Origin of the sequence: Candidatus Protochlamydia naegleriophila (assembly GCF_001499655.1) — a bacterium.
In the GTDB taxonomy this organism is placed as follows: Bacteria; Chlamydiota; Chlamydiia; order Chlamydiales; family Parachlamydiaceae; genus Protochlamydia; species Protochlamydia naegleriophila.
On the sequence record NZ_LN879502.1, the window covers coordinates 1017632 to 1033746 of the forward strand.

Here is a 16115-nt window from a genome sequence, read left to right on the forward strand (position 1 = left end):
TTAGACTTCAAAGATTGAGAGCTTAACTCTCAATCTTTGTGTATTTTTTGTCGCTTGCCTGCCCTTTAGGTCAATAAATGCCTATGAGCTTTAATATAGTGTTCTAGTAAAGATTTAGAAAAAATCCTGGCCTTTTTTAAGTCTCTCACACTGCTTAATTTTAGCTTGTCTAAGCTTTCTTGTACTGCCATAAATAGCTGTTGCCTGTGATTTAAAAGCTCCTGCTCTGAATGGGTGGCTGGATCTAATTCGAGCTGTTCAGCCTGTTTGAGGGAGGGAAGAAGGCCAAGCTCCCAATAATCTTTGAAGTACCAAATCGAGAATTTTGTGAATCCCTCTAGGGCTGAATCCTCATCTTGTAAACTCGTATCAATATCCAAAGAAGGGTCGGCAGCTGTAAATATTTGAGCTAAGTGCTCTTCCAGCGCTTGGTAAAGGCCTGCTGCTGGTTCCGTGTCTGAGGCATGTCCTATTTGCTTCAGCAAGAAGAAAAACTGCTCTTTTAGCTGGCTGAGTTTGTCAATTAAATCAATACGATTTGCATTCCAAAGGATAGCTTGGGCATGGTTAATGGCTTCTAATCGGGCGATGAGTACTTGATGGAGCTTGAAAATTTGAGCTTCTAAGTCTTCTAATTCTTCAAAAGAAAGAGTTTGAGGCTGCAGCTCGTGAATAAGACGCATATGATTCACAACGGATTCATGAGTTGTCTGCAGTAAATGCTCGCAATCGTGGATGAAAAGAGTTAGCAGGTGTTGCAGCGGCTCAGTCATGCTTTCGTGCTTCAAGCAATTTAAGAATAGAGGATTGATTTTTTCAAGAGTCTGGAGAAAGATTGGCGAGGGAAGGCCTACTAATAAGGGGGAAAGTTTATGCTTTAGTGAAGGGGTTTGGGAAAGATGTTCGAGAATCATGAGAAACTGATTGGTCGATAGGCCCCTTGCAAAGCTTTCTAAGCGATTAGATTCATTAACCTGTTCTAAAATGTGCGAAAGCTTGGAAAAAGCATTGGGAATGGAATGTTCATCCAGAAACCTCGCGCATTGTGTAAGCTGCGGTTCTGCTAGGGCGGGCAGGATTTCTTGTAAATGCGTAGGTGAAGCCTGCTTTAACAGGTTGAGTAATTCTTCGTTACTAGGTGAATGAAAAGTCATAAGCCATCTGCTAGTTAGTGTGTAAAATTAGTTTTTATATCAGGGTTGCAGAGAAAATTGCACTCATTGAGTCAACATAATGTCATCACGGCTGTTAGGACTTGATTTTGAAAATAGCCCCTAACTCAAATCATAGTTCTTATTTATCATTTATCCAGTTGACCTAATATCCAACTGCGAAAAATAATTGCGGTGTTCGCCCAGGAACATGCACATCTTGCAAGTAAATGGGCACTCTGAGTGTCCGTGCTATTGTGCGTCTAAGCCCAAATTGCTTTTTTAAGTCTTGTAGCAAATTAGAGTAAAAAACCCTATGCATTTTTCTTGTAGGCATTTTGAAAAAAGAAAGCCCCGCTTTCTCGAAGATGGGCACTTAGCCATTCGAACAAATAATTTTGAATGGTTCTGTTGATGTAAGATTTTAACCTTCAAGTGCTTGAGATTTAATTAAAAATTAATAAAAGCTTTAAAGGATGTTTTCAAAAGCTTGCTAAGTTTCTAATTTCTTTAAGTGATAAGTGGAATGCTCTTGAGATTGAAGTTTATTAGTTGTTAATCGCACTTAAAGTAAAACTGTAAAATTTTGTTTGTGTTGACTTTAAATTAAAACTATGAAAAATATTATTAATGTATTAAATTAATAATCTCTTCTATTAAAAGGTGTTTGAGATGATAGATACTTCTGTTAGACCTATTGGGATTAATCCTGATTTTGTTCCACCGCAACCCGAATCAGTGCTTTCATCGAAGTCACTAGCCTTTATATTGCTCAATGCCATGACGTTTGGAGTTTATGGAAGCATTGAAATTCTTTCCAAACAACACAAAATAGCAGCTTTGAATTTTAATGGAGACATCCTGCAGCAAAAGGCTCATGCGCTTAACCAGTCTTGGGAAGAGTTAGAAAATAATTTGAGAGAAGTAAGTGCTCATGTAAATGAGAGTCTGACTAACCCGGAAGCTGATGATCAAAATATTCAGTCTACACTAAATGCGATTGAAGGCCGAAACAATTATAATCGTACACGTTTGAGCAATTTGAATGAGAGGCTTGAAAGCAGCGTAGCACGCGTTGCCCTGGACTGTATTGCCTTTTTCGGCCAGCTATTTGTCAATGTGATTACCTTAGGCCTTTATGGCGCTTATCAGAATTGTGCGTTAAAAAATCAGATCGAATTAATCACTGCAGAAAATGGCTATATTATTGGGCAAATTAACCTGTTAAAAGATACTAAGGGTGGCGCCATCGATATGCAAGTCGCGCAATTGCGGGGTATGTTGGCAAGCGAAAGAGAGTTGAAAGAGATCCGTCAAATAAATTTAGAAGAAACGCGCGCATCGATTACTCGTTTAAACCAGCAGGTTGAAGCGCTACAATTGGAAACAAGGGAGCTTAGCAATCAGTTTACGGCTGCAAAAACGACAGATGTACAATTGAGAAAAGCAGTTCAAGATTTAGAGACGCTTTTGAACGGTCACAATAGGGAGCTGAGAAATCTTAATGAAGAACATGAGAGACTAACAAGATCCGGCAATACGCAAGGGACTGAGGCTAGAAGACTTCAGGGGCAAATCGCTGCTTGCCAGCGAGATATTGAATTGGCTAAGGCTGCTGCCGATCGCGTGGCTCTCATTCAAAAAGAGGTAAGTCAGCGCAAATTCATCCAATCGAATTGGGGCGAAATCCAAAGGACTCAAAAAAATTTAGGTCCTATTGCACCGAAGTATGAAAAGAGGGCTGAGGATGGAGAACTAGCAGGTGCTTATGGGCTTGTAATGGGAGAGGATGATGATGATCTCATGTCCGATTATGCAAAGCGCTATAATGATAAAAAAACTGCTGTGGAATTAGTTCAAGCAGGCTTTAAATTTGCATTTGATGATTTGCTTGCAAAAGCGCAAGAGACGGATGCCTACATTACTTTTAACAAAAGTTCCAAGATTCACCAAAATGTGAAGTATCTCCCCCAAAAGAAAGCCGTTTTCCGACGAATTGTCTGGGACTTTGTTGAAAATGCAAGACTGCAACAGGTGGACTGTCATGGCTATGGGCTCAACCTCAACAATAATGACATTTTAATGAGAGCCTCTAATCCCGTACGCGTTCAAACGTATCGTGATACCGGAGATGGCCGAGAACTTCAACTGCGTGTACTACTGACTCAGACAGGCGATTTTTCCCCGCCAATGGAAGATCGGGATTTAAGATACGGTATCGATCCGCCAAGTGCTAAATGGATTTTTGAACAATTATCTGAAGAAGAGAAAAAGCATCTTTTTAATCTCTTGATGGAGCCTTTGATTGCTAATAATACGCAGCAGCTAGTAGATCTGCAAGTCTTCTTAGGGCAAGTAGATAATAAACGCGTTGAGCTTGTAAGAACGGCTTGTGATTTGATATGTGATATGGCTCTGGCATTGGAGAAAAATTTTGAAGATAAGGGGCTATTGACAGAGCTTTGGTCTGAAAAGGCTAATGCTGAAGATTTATTGCCTTTAGAAAAAGAGCAGATGCTTATTAACGACTCTCGGGAGCCTGTCTATGTTCAATGGACGCCAAATATGGATTTGCTTTTTGGAGGCGAAGTCGATCTTAATCGCCAGCTTTTTGTTCAGAATTTCTTTGAGGCGCAACTCCAGTATCAGACAGTTTTCCAATTTATGACACCGGATCTGTTATTGAAACCATTAGCAATAGACGATGATGAGTCATGGGATAATCCTGTGCGCTGGAATACTCGCATAGTTAACAATGCTTGGGAGTCATCTGCCATGCGTTATGGTATCTCTCATCAATATCATGGAAGTTCATTCGCAAGCGGTAGTATGCAAGATACTTTATTCGGCAGTCTGTTAACTGTCTTGATGGGACAGCGCGATTCTATCTCGGAACAAATGGTCGTTCAGCTTAGAAAGTTAGTCGCTGCGAGCTTAGATAACCCTGATACAGCAAGAAAATTTGCTGATCGCATTAGGCAAACTCATACTATAGTAAGACGCGGTACCAACGGGATATTTGGAAGAGAGGGGATGACTGTAGAGGAATATCAGAAAGCTTTGGCAGAGGATAGACTTGACAAGTCAAACTATGGTCAAATTGAAATCGAATTGACAGCCCTCGCTTTTGGTGTCCGAATTGGAGTATTTGTGGCTGGTCAAGAGACAAAAATTGATGAAAACGGTTTGCTGGTCCCAGCTGACAAAGAGCGTTATTTTGGACCACATACGCAAGAGACATTGTTGTTATACAACAAGTCTGGATCGACTTATTATGGTTTATTTCCGAAATTGAAGAGTCCAGAGATGGGGCATGAGGCTTATGATGCCATTCAGCAGCTTAGACAGTATTGGTCGTCACGCGAAATAGTAGACCGCGATTAGTAGAATTTAAAAGGGACTAAAAAGTCGCTTAGTGCGGCTTTTTAGACTCTCTGTTTAATAAATAATTATAATATTAGTTTAGTTAACGAGCTGTATACAAGAAGGAAGTGTATGATTAGCCAATTGCGTCCAATTGAAACAAGAGACTTTCAAATCCCAACTACCACCTCTCCCTTTTCTTTCGAGTCTTTTTCATTCCTATTCTTTAACATCATTAGTTTGGGAGTTTACGGAACAATCCAGAGTCTTGCAAAAGATCATAAAATTAAAGAACTCCATCTAAAGCAACAACATCTGCAAGCACAAGCAGCAAGAATATTCGGACAATTTGATCGTTTAAATGCAGAGATTCATGAGATCAGAAGGCGGTTGAACCGAGATGAAACTGGCGAAGCTGTGGCAGCTGCAATCGATAACTTGGAACTTCGAGTTATAGATGTAGCAAACCTAACAGAGCTGGATCACCAGATCACTCAGGTAGCTACACCCTTTATTCAGTTAGTGGGCATTTTACTGTCAAATATTGTGACAGGTGGATTGTATGGGATGTTTCAAAATTCCAATCAAAATTCACGTCTAGCGACCTTAGAGGCTCATAATGAGCAGATTAAAGAAGTCGTAGAGGAAAAGAGACAAGCTCATGCAACAAGCATTGAAAGTCAATTGAATACCTTAAGAGTAAATTTGCGCATTTCACAAGAAAAAAAAGAAGTGATGCAAAGCGAAGTTGGGCAAGCATTTTTTGGTAAAAAAGAAGCTGAAAGGAATGCAAGCCGACTCGAGCAAGAGAAAGAAGAGCTTACTCAGAGGCTTACAAGCTTAGAAGCTAATGAGGCCCACTTAAGACGCAATCAGCTTCAATTGAATGAAAGTATTGTTCAAAGAGGCAATGAACTGGAAGCTGCAAAACAACGCAATGCTGAATTGCGTTCAGAAAGGGCGCGAGAACTCAATGGAATGTCGATTTCTCAATTGAGAATGGAAGCACAGCAATTGGGAGAAGAAGCAACAAGAGTCCAGTCGGCGTTTAATAAAGAGCAAAGCTTAAACTTAGAACTCACAGGATTGCGTCAAGTTTCTTTGAATGACGTGCAACGCGCTCACCTTGAGCTTGGGCCTATTCCTTTGAAATGTCCTGGAAGTGGTGAAATTGCAGGTGATTATGGTCTTGGCGTTGAAGATGGCGAGGAAGAACGATGGACTGATTATACGAAGCGTTATGCAGGTAAAAAAACGGCTGCAGAGCTTATGCATACAAGTTTAGAATTTGCATTTGACGATTTAATCGAGATGGCTAAGAAGGATAATCCAAAAATCAATTGGAACGCGAGTGCTTCTATCTGGTACGACACGGAAGGGAAATACACAGAGAATAAAAGTGCGCTTTATCGTCACATGGTATGGGACTTTATCTCCCATTCAAGCCTCATTCAAGTTGATCAGCACTCTTATGCTCTCAGGCTTAATAATGAGGGGGTAACAATGGCCTCTTCTATGCCAGTGCGCTGCATGAAAGGCGTGCGCGAGACTAGAGTGGAGAGTGAGGTAGAGGGGCGCAAGGTCGTAGAGACTCAGCGTGAAGTAGAGGTATGTGTATTGCCAACCATTATCGATGACTTTACTCCTGCTATCGGAGATTTGTCATTGCCGTTCGGAATAGATCCTTTGAGTGCTAAACGGATATTTGCTCAGCTTTCAGAAGATGAAAAAGGACATCTTCAAAACCTGTTATTGGATCCTCTTATCGCACATGAGCATCCAGATTTGCAGGGCACAAAAGCATTTATGCGTAGCGGGGCTTCCGGACGTGTGAAACTTGTGCAGAATGCTTATGAATTGATCTGTGATATCGCCCTCGCAATCGAGAAAAATTTTGCGAACAAGGGATTGGGGCAAACATTGGGTGGAAAAGCAGATGATTACGATCTGGAACCTTTTCATAAAGAAGAGGTGCAAGCGCCTATTGTTGATCAGCCTGTTCAACCGGCAAACCCGATTGTAGAATGGACTCCTGATCTAGAAGCCCTTAAAGTTAAAACGTCAAATAGGTTTTCCCCTTATTCGCAAGAAGATTTTGCGACTACAATTCAAGGCTCTGTCAGCATGTATAAAACGATTTATGCTGGAATGTCAAAGAAGGTTATCGATAATCCGAATAACATTCTCTACACGTCAAGCACAAGCGATCAGCAATTAGGAAACCTCGAGATTAAGGGATTGTTAAATCAGTTTATCTATAAGCACCCTATGTATAATAGTCATGGATGTTTAATGTCAGCGATGACCTCCATCCTTATGACAGATACTTCTAAGGCCCATGGTTCAACTACGCAGAAACTAAAAAATGCGATGGCTGCATACTTAGATGTCAAAGAAAATGCCGACCGTTTTGCGAATAAAATTGCGGCTAATCATAGCAGAACTAGCCGCCCTGTTCAAGGTAGAATGACTGCCGAGGAATACGAGCCAATCTTAGAACAATGGTTGCAAAAGAACGTTAAGGACTATCAATCTTGGTTGCTAAATGGGGGTTTAATTAGCACTAGCAATTTGGGCGACGTCGAAATTGAACTGGTAGCTAATTTGATAGGCGTGCGCATCGCCGTCTTCTATCCAGGACAGCCAACTAAATTGAATGAGTTTGGATTGACTGTTCCTGCCGATGAACGCTTTTATTATGGTCCAAATACGAAAGAAACCCTGTATCTTTACAACAGCACGGGATGTACCTACGCTGGGTTGTGGCCAAAAATGAAAACGAATGAATTTGCATCGGAAGAAATGAAAACGGCAGCGCGCTCGCTTTCGACTTATGTAACCACTTTTTCTACAAGCTAATCGTTGCGCTCAAAACTTCGAGTCTGCTTTAAGACCCCATTCACATTGCTGTGATTGGGGTCTTTGTCTTTAAACCCGATCTAGTCTTTTAAAGAGCCTCACGGATTGAACTCGAAGTGCCTATCATTTTTGCTTCACAATAAAGAAGAGATTCTCTAGCCCTATCTTTCCTCCACTTCAGAAAAATCGGTGTAAGCGACCTAAAAATAAAAGATATAGAATTTTTTTGCGGAATAACACTAGGCGCACTATAGTAGGCTCATTTAAGAATGAGGAGCGACTATGCCAAAACCTTTGAAAATTGCCGTGACAGGTGGAGCTGGACAGATTGCCTACAGCCTCTTGTTTAGAATTGCATGTGGAGATTTATTTGGACTCGACCAACCCATTGCGTTGCAAATTTTAGAAGTGCCGGCGGCTTTGCAAGCCCTAGAAGGGGTGCGGATGGAGCTGGAGGATGGGGCTTATCCGCTTTTGACCTCCATTCGCGTGACTGCCGATCCTTATCAAGCCTTTGAGGGAGTTCATTATGCTCTTCTGATTGGAGCTAAGCCAAGAGGGCCCGGAATGGAAAGAGGGGATTTGCTTCAAGAGAATGGAAAAATTTTTATCGAGCAAGGACGTGCCTTAAATGAGGTTGCAGATCCTTCAGTGAAGATTTTTGTTGTTGGCAATCCTTGCAACACGAACTGCCTGATTGCCATGCAGCATGCTCCGCGCATTCCGAAAGAAAATTTCTACGCGATGACGCGGCTTGACCAGAACCGCGCGACCTTTCTCCTTGCTCAAAAAGCTGAGGTTCCCATAACAGCCGTCTCCAATGTGACCATTTGGGGAAATCACTCTGCGACTCAAGTGCCAGACTTTATGCATGCCAAGATCGGTGGTAGTCCGGTAGAGTCCGTGATCCGTGATCGCGAATGGCTAGAAAATGATTTTATTAGTTTGGTTCAAAAGAGGGGAGCGGCCATTATCCAGGCTCGAGGTAAGTCTTCAGCTGCTTCTGCTGCCAGTGCGTTGATTGATGCGATTCGGGATCGCTTTTTTCCAACACCCGAAGGAAAATGGTTTTCTGCAAGCATTTGCTCTGATGGGAATCCTTATGGGATGGAAGAGGGGTTGATTTTTTCATTTCCGTGTCGTACAGGGGCCGATGGCAAGATTTCCATTGTACCTGGGCTAGCATTGGATTCATTTTTGGAAAAGAAGCTGAAAATGACGGAGAAGGAATTAAAAGAAGAAAGAGACCTTGTTAAAGCAGTCAAATAACAGTCTCCAATAGATAAGGAGTAGCCATGTCTGAAGTACTTTTTGAGGTGACGAAGGATAATTTGGAAACAGGGTTAAGAGGGTATCCAGTAGGGTATTGCACAACTTCGAGTGTAGATCCTGTTAAAGGCCTCTTTTATGTGGGGCATCCCGTTTCTGAACTCGACAGCTGGGAGCCTGAGCAGGTCATTTATCTGTTGAATCATGGTCGTGTAGGGACAGCTGATGAGGTAGCAAAGTTTACTGAAGAGTTGAGAGGACGCTCAAAGTGTGTACCGGAATTGATTAAATCCATTCAGCAACTACCCAAGAATGGACATCCCATGAAGTTGTTTTCTGCAGCCCTTCTATTGGCAGGAACTTTTGAGGGGAAAAATGATTACCGGGAAGACTGCCTAAATCTAATTGCTCAAGTGCCAGAAATCGCCGCAACGGTGATCAACCACCATGCAGGTTGGGGAGCAACAAATCCCTCTAAACCAGAGCTTGGCTACATGGAAAATTTTACCCAAATGTTGAAAGTTCCCAATGGAAACAAAGAGGAGCTGACCCGGGCTTTTAAACTGTTTAATATTCTACATTATGACCATGGGGGCGGAAACTTATCTGCCTTTGTGGGGAAAGCTGTAGCTTCAGGCTTAGAAGACCTTTATGGTTCCATTTCTGCTGCCATGTGCGCACTTGCGGGGCCTCGCCACGGCAAAGCCAATCAAGATTGTTTAACATTTGTGCATGGACTCGTCCAAGAATTAGGCGAGGGTGCGGATGAAGCTCAGGTTGAGCAAGCTATACGCGATCGTTTAGAAAAAAAAGAGCTGGTCTTTGGATTTGGCCATGCAGTTTTGAGGGTAGAGGATCCAAGAGCTACCCTGCTTTATCAAGTTGCCGATCAGTACTACCCCAATCACCCGCTTGTTAAAATGGCCCGCTTGCTGCGAAGTGCCGGAACTAAAGTTTTAAAGGAAAATCCCAAAATTTCTGACCCTTATCCAAATGTGGACGCTATCTCGGGAATTTTATTGACGGCAGCCGGTTTCCCTTATCCCGATTATTACACGGTCTTATTCGGGCTCGCCCGGGTGGTTGGAATCGGCAGGCAAATTGTTTATGAGCGCGAAGAGGCGAGGGAGGGCAAAGGGACACCCATTATCAGACCTAAGTACTTCTTTAAGGCGAAGGAAGAGTTGGCGGGGTAAAAAATAGCACCAAGGCTCTATTAAGGGGTTTTGGTGCCAAAACGGCTAAGATTTAGCAGGACAAATTGCTTGCCATGCGATACAATACCTAAGTTTCAGCCCAATTACCTTCATAGGAGCCGTTGGGTTTTAAGAGGGTAATCAGCCAGCCCTAAAGTCCTAAATCCTTTAGTTAATGAGAGTAAAGACCGCGATGGATTTTAATGCAATGTCCTTCATTTTTAACCGAGCCCTTTCTTTAACATTTGCCAAAAAGAAGCTTCTCTTAGTCTTTTGCATACTAGCTTTAAGTGGAGTCTTAATTGTTTTTTTTAGAGGCTTGGCTTTGCATGCTGGACAATGGGTTCAATTGAGTTTGACTTTCCTGCCCATTTTTATTTGTGCGGGCATTTTGCTTTCGACCGGAATCATGCTGATTCGCATCTATCATGATGAAGTCAAAAAACGGGAGGTCAACTATTGGGGTATTTTAGCTAATTCGTGGGAAGTCATTATTGGTGCCTCTTATTTTGCCATTCCAATTATCTTAAGTTATTTACTGCTTTGGATTTTACTGGGCATTTTTGTGCTTTTACAGGAGATGCCTGCAGTTGGTGAACTTTTTAGTCTCATTTTAGCGTTTGCCCCTTTTCTTATTAACCTGGGTACGCTGATTTTGTGCTTGATTAGCTTGTTGATTCTGTTTTTTGTTGCCCCAATTATTGCTTTGAAAGGAATGGAAAAAGGGGCTGTGTTTCAAATGACGATTAAGCGTTTAGAGCAAAATCCCTTCAATAATATGATTTTGGTCTTTTTATCTTTATTGCCAGTGGCCTTCATTTTGGGATTATTGACCCTTGCTGCCTGGATTACGGGCGCCATTTGTTTGGATTGTCAGACGCCTGTACACACCGTGCTTAAATGGTTTTTCATTATGCTTCCTTTCACTGCCTTTTTAACCCCTCCCGTCATTTTCTTTTTTAATTTTGCGGCTGAGGCCCATGTGTTGATGCAAAAGCTGCAGCGCCAAGACTAGCCAATCTCAGGTGGAGGATAAGAAGGGCAAACTATCTTCTCCTCTCCACCGTTTCCGTTTAGTTCAAATGCGTCCTCTGCTGCCACCTTTAAATAAAGTAGAAGAACGAGGAAGTGGTATTGATAAAGTTACTTTCCAAATAGAATTGTATCAGCTTCCCCTTCCGGTTTTAGAATTATGGATAGAAGCCCTATTGCTGTCTTATTCCAACCTATAAATTAAAGTGAAATGGGAAGAGAAGGTTCGAGCATGCTATCAACACGCTCACTAGAACCAGCCACTTGTCAATTAGGTCCTTATTCTTGATCCAATAATGAATTGTCGATGAATACTTTAGCCTTTCAATCTTTCTTCTAAAGAGGAAAATATCATGTAAGCTCGACAAAAGATTCTATTTCTAAAGAAGGGTGGTGCAGTGGCGGTACACCGACGAATGTATTGCATCCTCATAATCCGCGGATCCCTTGGGTTTAATGGGGTGCACTTTTTTTATATATCTAAACAAAAGTCCCATGGCAATGAGTGGAATGCTTATCTGCAATCAAAGTCTACTTGGAATTTATAGCGGTGCGTTTAATGAGTTCTTTTGCCATCAATGCATGATAGAGCAGTCCTTTCGAACCCATGCCTGTCAAAAGCCACTGGGTCGGGGAAAGAGAGTGAATGAGCGGGTGGCGTTGCGGGGTCATGACGCGCGCTCCTGCGTAGCAATTGATTAAGGGCAGGTCTTGAAGAAAAGGTAAAATGGCACATGCCTTAGGCATAATATCCGCGAGGGCTAGTTTGGGCTGTGCGTTTTCATTCAGATAGTTTCTTTCATATGTAGCTCCGACAAGGCATGTTTGCTGGTTTTCAGACATTAAGATGTAAGCTTGGGAATTTAATGCGCAGGAAAGAGGGGGCATGTGAGTTGGCCAGGCAAGCTCGATAACTTGTCCTTTGATAGTTCTGAGAGCTAGATGAGAGAGTTCTGGGATTGTACGTGTGGCAGCGCCTGTTGTTAAAATAAGCAGATCTGTGTTTTCAATCTCTTTTAAGGAGCGGATGTTTTTTTGTTCGAATACAACACCCCGCTCTTCACAAGCCTTCCAAAGACCTTGGAGATATAAAGAGGAATGGACTGTCAGTCCATTTTTAATCCATAAACCTGGGGCTTCTGCAATACCGGGTACGAGGGTTTGGCATTGCTCGCTTGTCAGCCACTCGACATCGGGAGCATGAGCGTCAACACAGCGTTTATAGTCTTCTCTTTGCTGCACCGTTAATGCTAATCGTAAAATTCCTTTTCCATGTGCGTATACAGGCCTTCCAACAACTTTTGAGGCAACTTGAAGCAAGTTGAGCGTTTCTTGAAATCCTTCCCGCCCCATCCAGTTGAGCTTGGCGTGTGCTCCGACATAAGGGTGCAGCAGTCCTGCGGCGATCCCGGAGGCTCCGCCTCCGATACCAACTGAATCGATGAGACGAATTTTCAAAGAGCTTAAGGCTGGCTGTTGATTGAGCAAATGCCAAGCGGTAGCTAGTCCGCAAAATCCAGCTCCTACAATAGTGATGTGCATCGAAGTGATCGCCTATGAAAGTGGGTTAGATGGGGTTTGCATAGCCATTTAGTTTAGCGCTTTTTTGAGTGAAATTCTATTATTTTATAGATTTTAACCCATTTTTTGGAGAGAATCCATTTTTATTAATAAGCCTTTAAATCTAGAGGCAAGTCTTTAGTTCTAGTGCAAGGAGTCCATTGGAAAAGCTTACCATCAAAAGACAAGTGAGGCGCGTCATCGCCATTCTTGGAATGGCGGTGCTATGTGCCTGTCTCTTGACAGCTCTCATGCTTTATGTTTACAGCCCATCCGGCCGCTATCTTGCAGGAAATGCTCTGTTAGCACCCTCAGTAATGAATCAAATTAATTTGAGAGACAAGCATCCACATACGGGCCAGACTGTAAACTTTATTTTCGATCAGGTGGATTTTTCCTACTTTGACCGTAAAAAAGGCCATTTTACACACTATCCCGTCTCTTTTGAGGCTTACGGCAAATTTTACCAATTGGTTGCCCCTGAAAAGAGTCTTGAAAAAGTAGAGCATGACATACAGCTTCTGTTCCAATCGTATCCCGTGCTCCTGACGACTAAGCTGCGGACCGATGTCAATCACGCGAATATCGCCGCAAAAATTTTCCAGGTGGTCCAGTTTACCCCACAGGACTTTTTTCGCATCCAGTTGCATGGAGAACAAGCTGAAGGAGAATGGGCCTATTTTTATCAGGCTGGCATCTATGAGGCAATTATGCACTTATTCATGGCCCATCAACCAAGTCAGTCTTAAATGGGCAAGCTTTTATTTCTTGGCACAGGGGCTTCCATGGGAATCCCAGTCATTGGATGTGGATGCGCCGTTTGCCAGTCGCCCTCTTCTTTTAATCGCCGTACTCGCCCATCTGTCTTGATTAAAACGCAGTTAAACAAGCAGCTGATTATCGATGTAGGTCCAGACTTTCGCATGCAGGCTTTGCAACACAAAATAAGCCGTTTGGATGGTGTCTTGTTTACGCACGCCCATCACGATCATACAGCCGGTATTGATGATTTACGCCCAATCTATTATAATCGATCGAGTCCACTTCCCATACTGCTCTCAAAAGTGACAGCAGAAGATATCCAAATGCGCTATCATTATCTTTTTGGGGCTATACAAGGGGATAAAGATTTTATCTCCCGCCTTCATCTACAACTCTTGCCCGATCAAATAGAAGGACGCGTGCATTTTGAAGGCTTGACAATTGACTATGTCACCTATGAACAGGGTGGGATGGCGGTGAATGGCTTTCGAATGGGAGACCTAGCTTACTTATCCGATATCCGCCATTTTCCAGAGACCATTTTTTCACGTCTAAAGGGTGTTAAAACTTTGATTATAAGTGCTTTGCGGTACACGCCATCTCTTCTTCATTTTTCGATAGATGAGGCTGTTGACTTTGCAGAGCGGGCAGGTGCTGAGTCTGTTTGGTTGACTCATATTTCACATGAGTTGGAGCATGAAAAAGTGAATGCTTATCTTTCATCGCATGTGAAGTTGGCGTATGATGGGCTCGAATTAGATTTTAATGAGTTAAGGAATAATAGTTATGATGAATGAAAAAACGATTAAAGATGAATCTAATCTAATTCTTCATGAAGAAGAGAAAATACAAAGAGCATTGCTGATTTCTGTTTATCACGGCAGTCAGCAAAAAATGATTTGCGAGGAGCATTTAGATGAGTTAGCTCTTTTAACGCGCACGTTTGGCGTTGAAGTTGCGCAGAAGGTCGCTTGTCCGCTTCGCAAATATGATGCATCGACCTATTTGAGCAAGGGTAAATTAGAAGAGCTGATCGAGAAGGCTCGCGAGCTGAAAGTCGATTTGGTGATTTTTGATGACGAAATCACACCTGCTCAGCAAAGGAACTTGCAAAAGGCTTTCGAAATACCTGTGATGGATAGGACTGAAGTGATTTTGGGGGTGTTTGCGCAGCGGGCTCAAACCAAGGAGGCTCGTTTGCAAATTGAGCTTGCGCAAGTCAAGTATGAAGCTCCTCGTTTAAAGAGGCTGTGGACGCACTTATCTCGACAGCAAGGGACGTCCGGCTCGGGTGGCGGCGGAGCCTACTTGAAGGGCGAGGGGGAAAAGCAAATTGAGATCGACCGACGCATTCTCAAACGCAAAATTGACCAGCTTCAAAAAGAGATTGAAGAGGTCAAAGCGCACCGTGAAACGCAGCGCATCTCTCGCGTACGTTCTGAAATTCCGGTCTTTGCCATCATCGGTTATACAAATGCTGGAAAATCGACCTTGCTTAATGCTTTAACGGATGCTGGAGTTTTTGTAGAAGACAAACTCTTTGCAACACTTGATACGACGACTCGTAAATTTACGTTGGCTAATAATCAGGAGGTCTTGCTGATCGATACAGTCGGCTTTATCCGTAAGCTGCCTCACCTACTCGTCGCTGCTTTCAAGAGTACGCTTGAAGAAGCTATTGAAGCCGATATTTTGCTGCATCTCATCGATGTGAGCCACCCCATGGCTGAGGAACAGGCTGCAACGACGCATGAGGTGTTAAAAGAGTTAGGGGCTGGAAAAAAGTCAATTATTACCGTTTTAAATAAAATTGACAAATGCTCCAATCCGCAAATGATCCATCGCATCAGAATGACCTATCCGAAAAACGTTCAAATTTCTGCACTGCAGAAGCTTGGATTCGATGAGTTGCAAGATGTGATGATTCAAGAGATGAGCCGGCAAAGGCAGGTTGTTGAGCTCCGCATTCCACAAAGTGCGTATGCGTGCGTCAGCGAAATCATGAGAGTTGGCAACATTTTGAATCAAGATTACGATGAAAATGATATTTTGTTAAAGGCAGATTTGCCAACGGCCATTGTCAATAAATATTTCCATTACCAAACTCGGGATCAGGAAGAGTCATCGGATTGATAGTATAAAGGTATAAATTCCATGGGGCATTATTCCATTCAATGCTTGCCAGAAGAAGATCGGCCAAGAGAGAGACTTCTCCGGTTTGGGCCGGATAGCCTCTCTTTAATTGAACTGATTGCCGTTATTTTGGGAAGCGGAAGCAAGACTATGCCCGTTCTTCAAATGGCGCAAGAGCTGGTCGCCCGTTTTGGAGGTCTGCAACAATTGACAGAGGCTACTTTGGCAGAGCTGTTAGAAATTAAGGGGATTGGATTAGTTAAAGCCGTTCAATTAAAGGCGGCTTTAAATCTTGGGAGCCGAGCTTCGCGTCAACAAATCAAATCCAGGTATCGAATTGAACACCCCTCCCATGCTTATCAACTCATCAAAGATGAATTGGAAAATGAAAGCAGAGAGGTATTCGTCGTCATTTTGCAAGATACGAAGGGGTTTTTAATCTGCCATGAAGTGGTCTCGATTGGAAGCTTGTCCCAAACGCTTGTTCACCCGCGTGAGGTCTTCTACCCAGCCATTCGGCACAAGGCGGCTAGTTTGCTCGTGGCCCATAATCATCCAAGCGGAGATCCAACGCCTTCAGCTCAGGATCTGGAACTCACGCGGCTTTTATTGGAAGCGGGCCGCTTAATCGGCATCCCTCTGCATGATCACCTCATCATTGGTAAACACTCTTACCTTTCCCTTCGACAAAATGGATTTTCATTCGAGCCATAATGTTTACCATACTAACCTAAACTTAATCTCAAGAAAAATGCTGCTTTTTATTTTAGGCAAATAAAATTTTTAAAAT

11 protein-coding genes are annotated in these 16115 nt (G+C 42.8%); 9 read left to right on the plus strand and 2 right to left on the minus strand.

Going from position 1 to position 16115, the window contains the following annotated elements:
* Window positions 1-65: 65 nt before the first annotated feature.
* Window positions 66-1154 (minus strand): hypothetical protein, encoded by a 1089-nt coding sequence (locus PNK_RS04190; protein WP_059060493.1) that lies wholly within the window; start codon window positions 1152-1154, stop codon window positions 66-68.
* Between the two features lie 669 nt (window positions 1155-1823).
* Here PNK_RS04190 and PNK_RS04195 point away from each other — a divergent pair.
* The 5 genes from PNK_RS04195 (at window position 1824) to PNK_RS04215 (ending at window position 10853) form a co-directional block, all read left to right on the plus strand.
* The gene (locus PNK_RS04195) at window positions 1824-4535 is read left to right on the plus strand and encodes a coiled-coil domain-containing protein (protein WP_059060495.1); all 2712 of its coding nucleotides are present in this window, start codon (window positions 1824-1826) and stop codon (window positions 4533-4535) included.
* A 111-nt stretch (window positions 4536-4646) separates the two neighbouring features.
* Window positions 4647-7373, plus strand: a complete 2727-nt coding sequence (locus PNK_RS04200; protein WP_059060497.1) for a coiled-coil domain-containing protein — start codon at window positions 4647-4649, stop codon at window positions 7371-7373.
* A 282-nt stretch (window positions 7374-7655) separates the two neighbouring features.
* On the plus strand, window positions 7656-8642 hold the full coding sequence (locus PNK_RS04205; protein ID WP_059060499.1) for a malate dehydrogenase: 987 nt from the start codon (window positions 7656-7658) through the stop codon (window positions 8640-8642).
* 26 nt (window positions 8643-8668) lie between these two features.
* Window positions 8669-9838: a citrate (Si)-synthase gene (locus PNK_RS04210; protein ID WP_059060500.1), complete on the plus strand. Its 1170-nt coding sequence runs from the start codon at window positions 8669-8671 to the stop codon at window positions 9836-9838.
* 208 nt (window positions 9839-10046) lie between these two features.
* Complete coding sequence (locus PNK_RS04215) at window positions 10047-10853, plus strand: hypothetical protein (protein ID WP_158021695.1); 807 nt, start codon at window positions 10047-10049, stop codon at window positions 10851-10853.
* A gap of 548 nt (window positions 10854-11401) precedes the next feature.
* Here the strand turns inward: PNK_RS04215 and PNK_RS04220 are convergent.
* A complete protein-coding gene (locus PNK_RS04220; RefSeq protein ID WP_059060502.1) occupies window positions 11402-12412 on the minus strand; it encodes an NAD(P)/FAD-dependent oxidoreductase in 1011 nt (336 codons plus the stop codon).
* Between the two features lie 179 nt (window positions 12413-12591).
* On the opposite strand from PNK_RS04220, the gene PNK_RS04225 reads away from it, so the two are divergent.
* From PNK_RS04225 to radC, 4 genes are read left to right on the plus strand one after another with little or no spacing between them, the layout of a single operon-like run.
* A complete protein-coding gene (locus PNK_RS04225; protein ID WP_059060504.1) occupies window positions 12592-13179 on the plus strand; it encodes a hypothetical protein in 588 nt (195 codons plus the stop codon).
* Between the two features lie 36 nt (window positions 13180-13215).
* On the plus strand, window positions 13216-13989 hold the full coding sequence (locus PNK_RS04230) for an MBL fold metallo-hydrolase (RefSeq protein ID WP_079992941.1): 774 nt from the start codon (window positions 13216-13218) through the stop codon (window positions 13987-13989).
* Window positions 13979-15325 (plus strand): GTPase HflX, encoded by a 1347-nt coding sequence (gene hflX / locus PNK_RS04235; RefSeq protein ID WP_059060509.1) that lies wholly within the window; start codon window positions 13979-13981, stop codon window positions 15323-15325. The genes PNK_RS04230 and hflX overlap by 11 nt, the downstream gene beginning before the upstream one ends.
* Before the next feature lie 21 nt (window positions 15326-15346).
* Window positions 15347-16039, plus strand: a complete 693-nt coding sequence (gene radC, locus PNK_RS04240) for a RadC family protein (RefSeq protein ID WP_158021696.1) — start codon at window positions 15347-15349, stop codon at window positions 16037-16039.
* Window positions 16040-16115 lie beyond the last annotated feature (76 nt).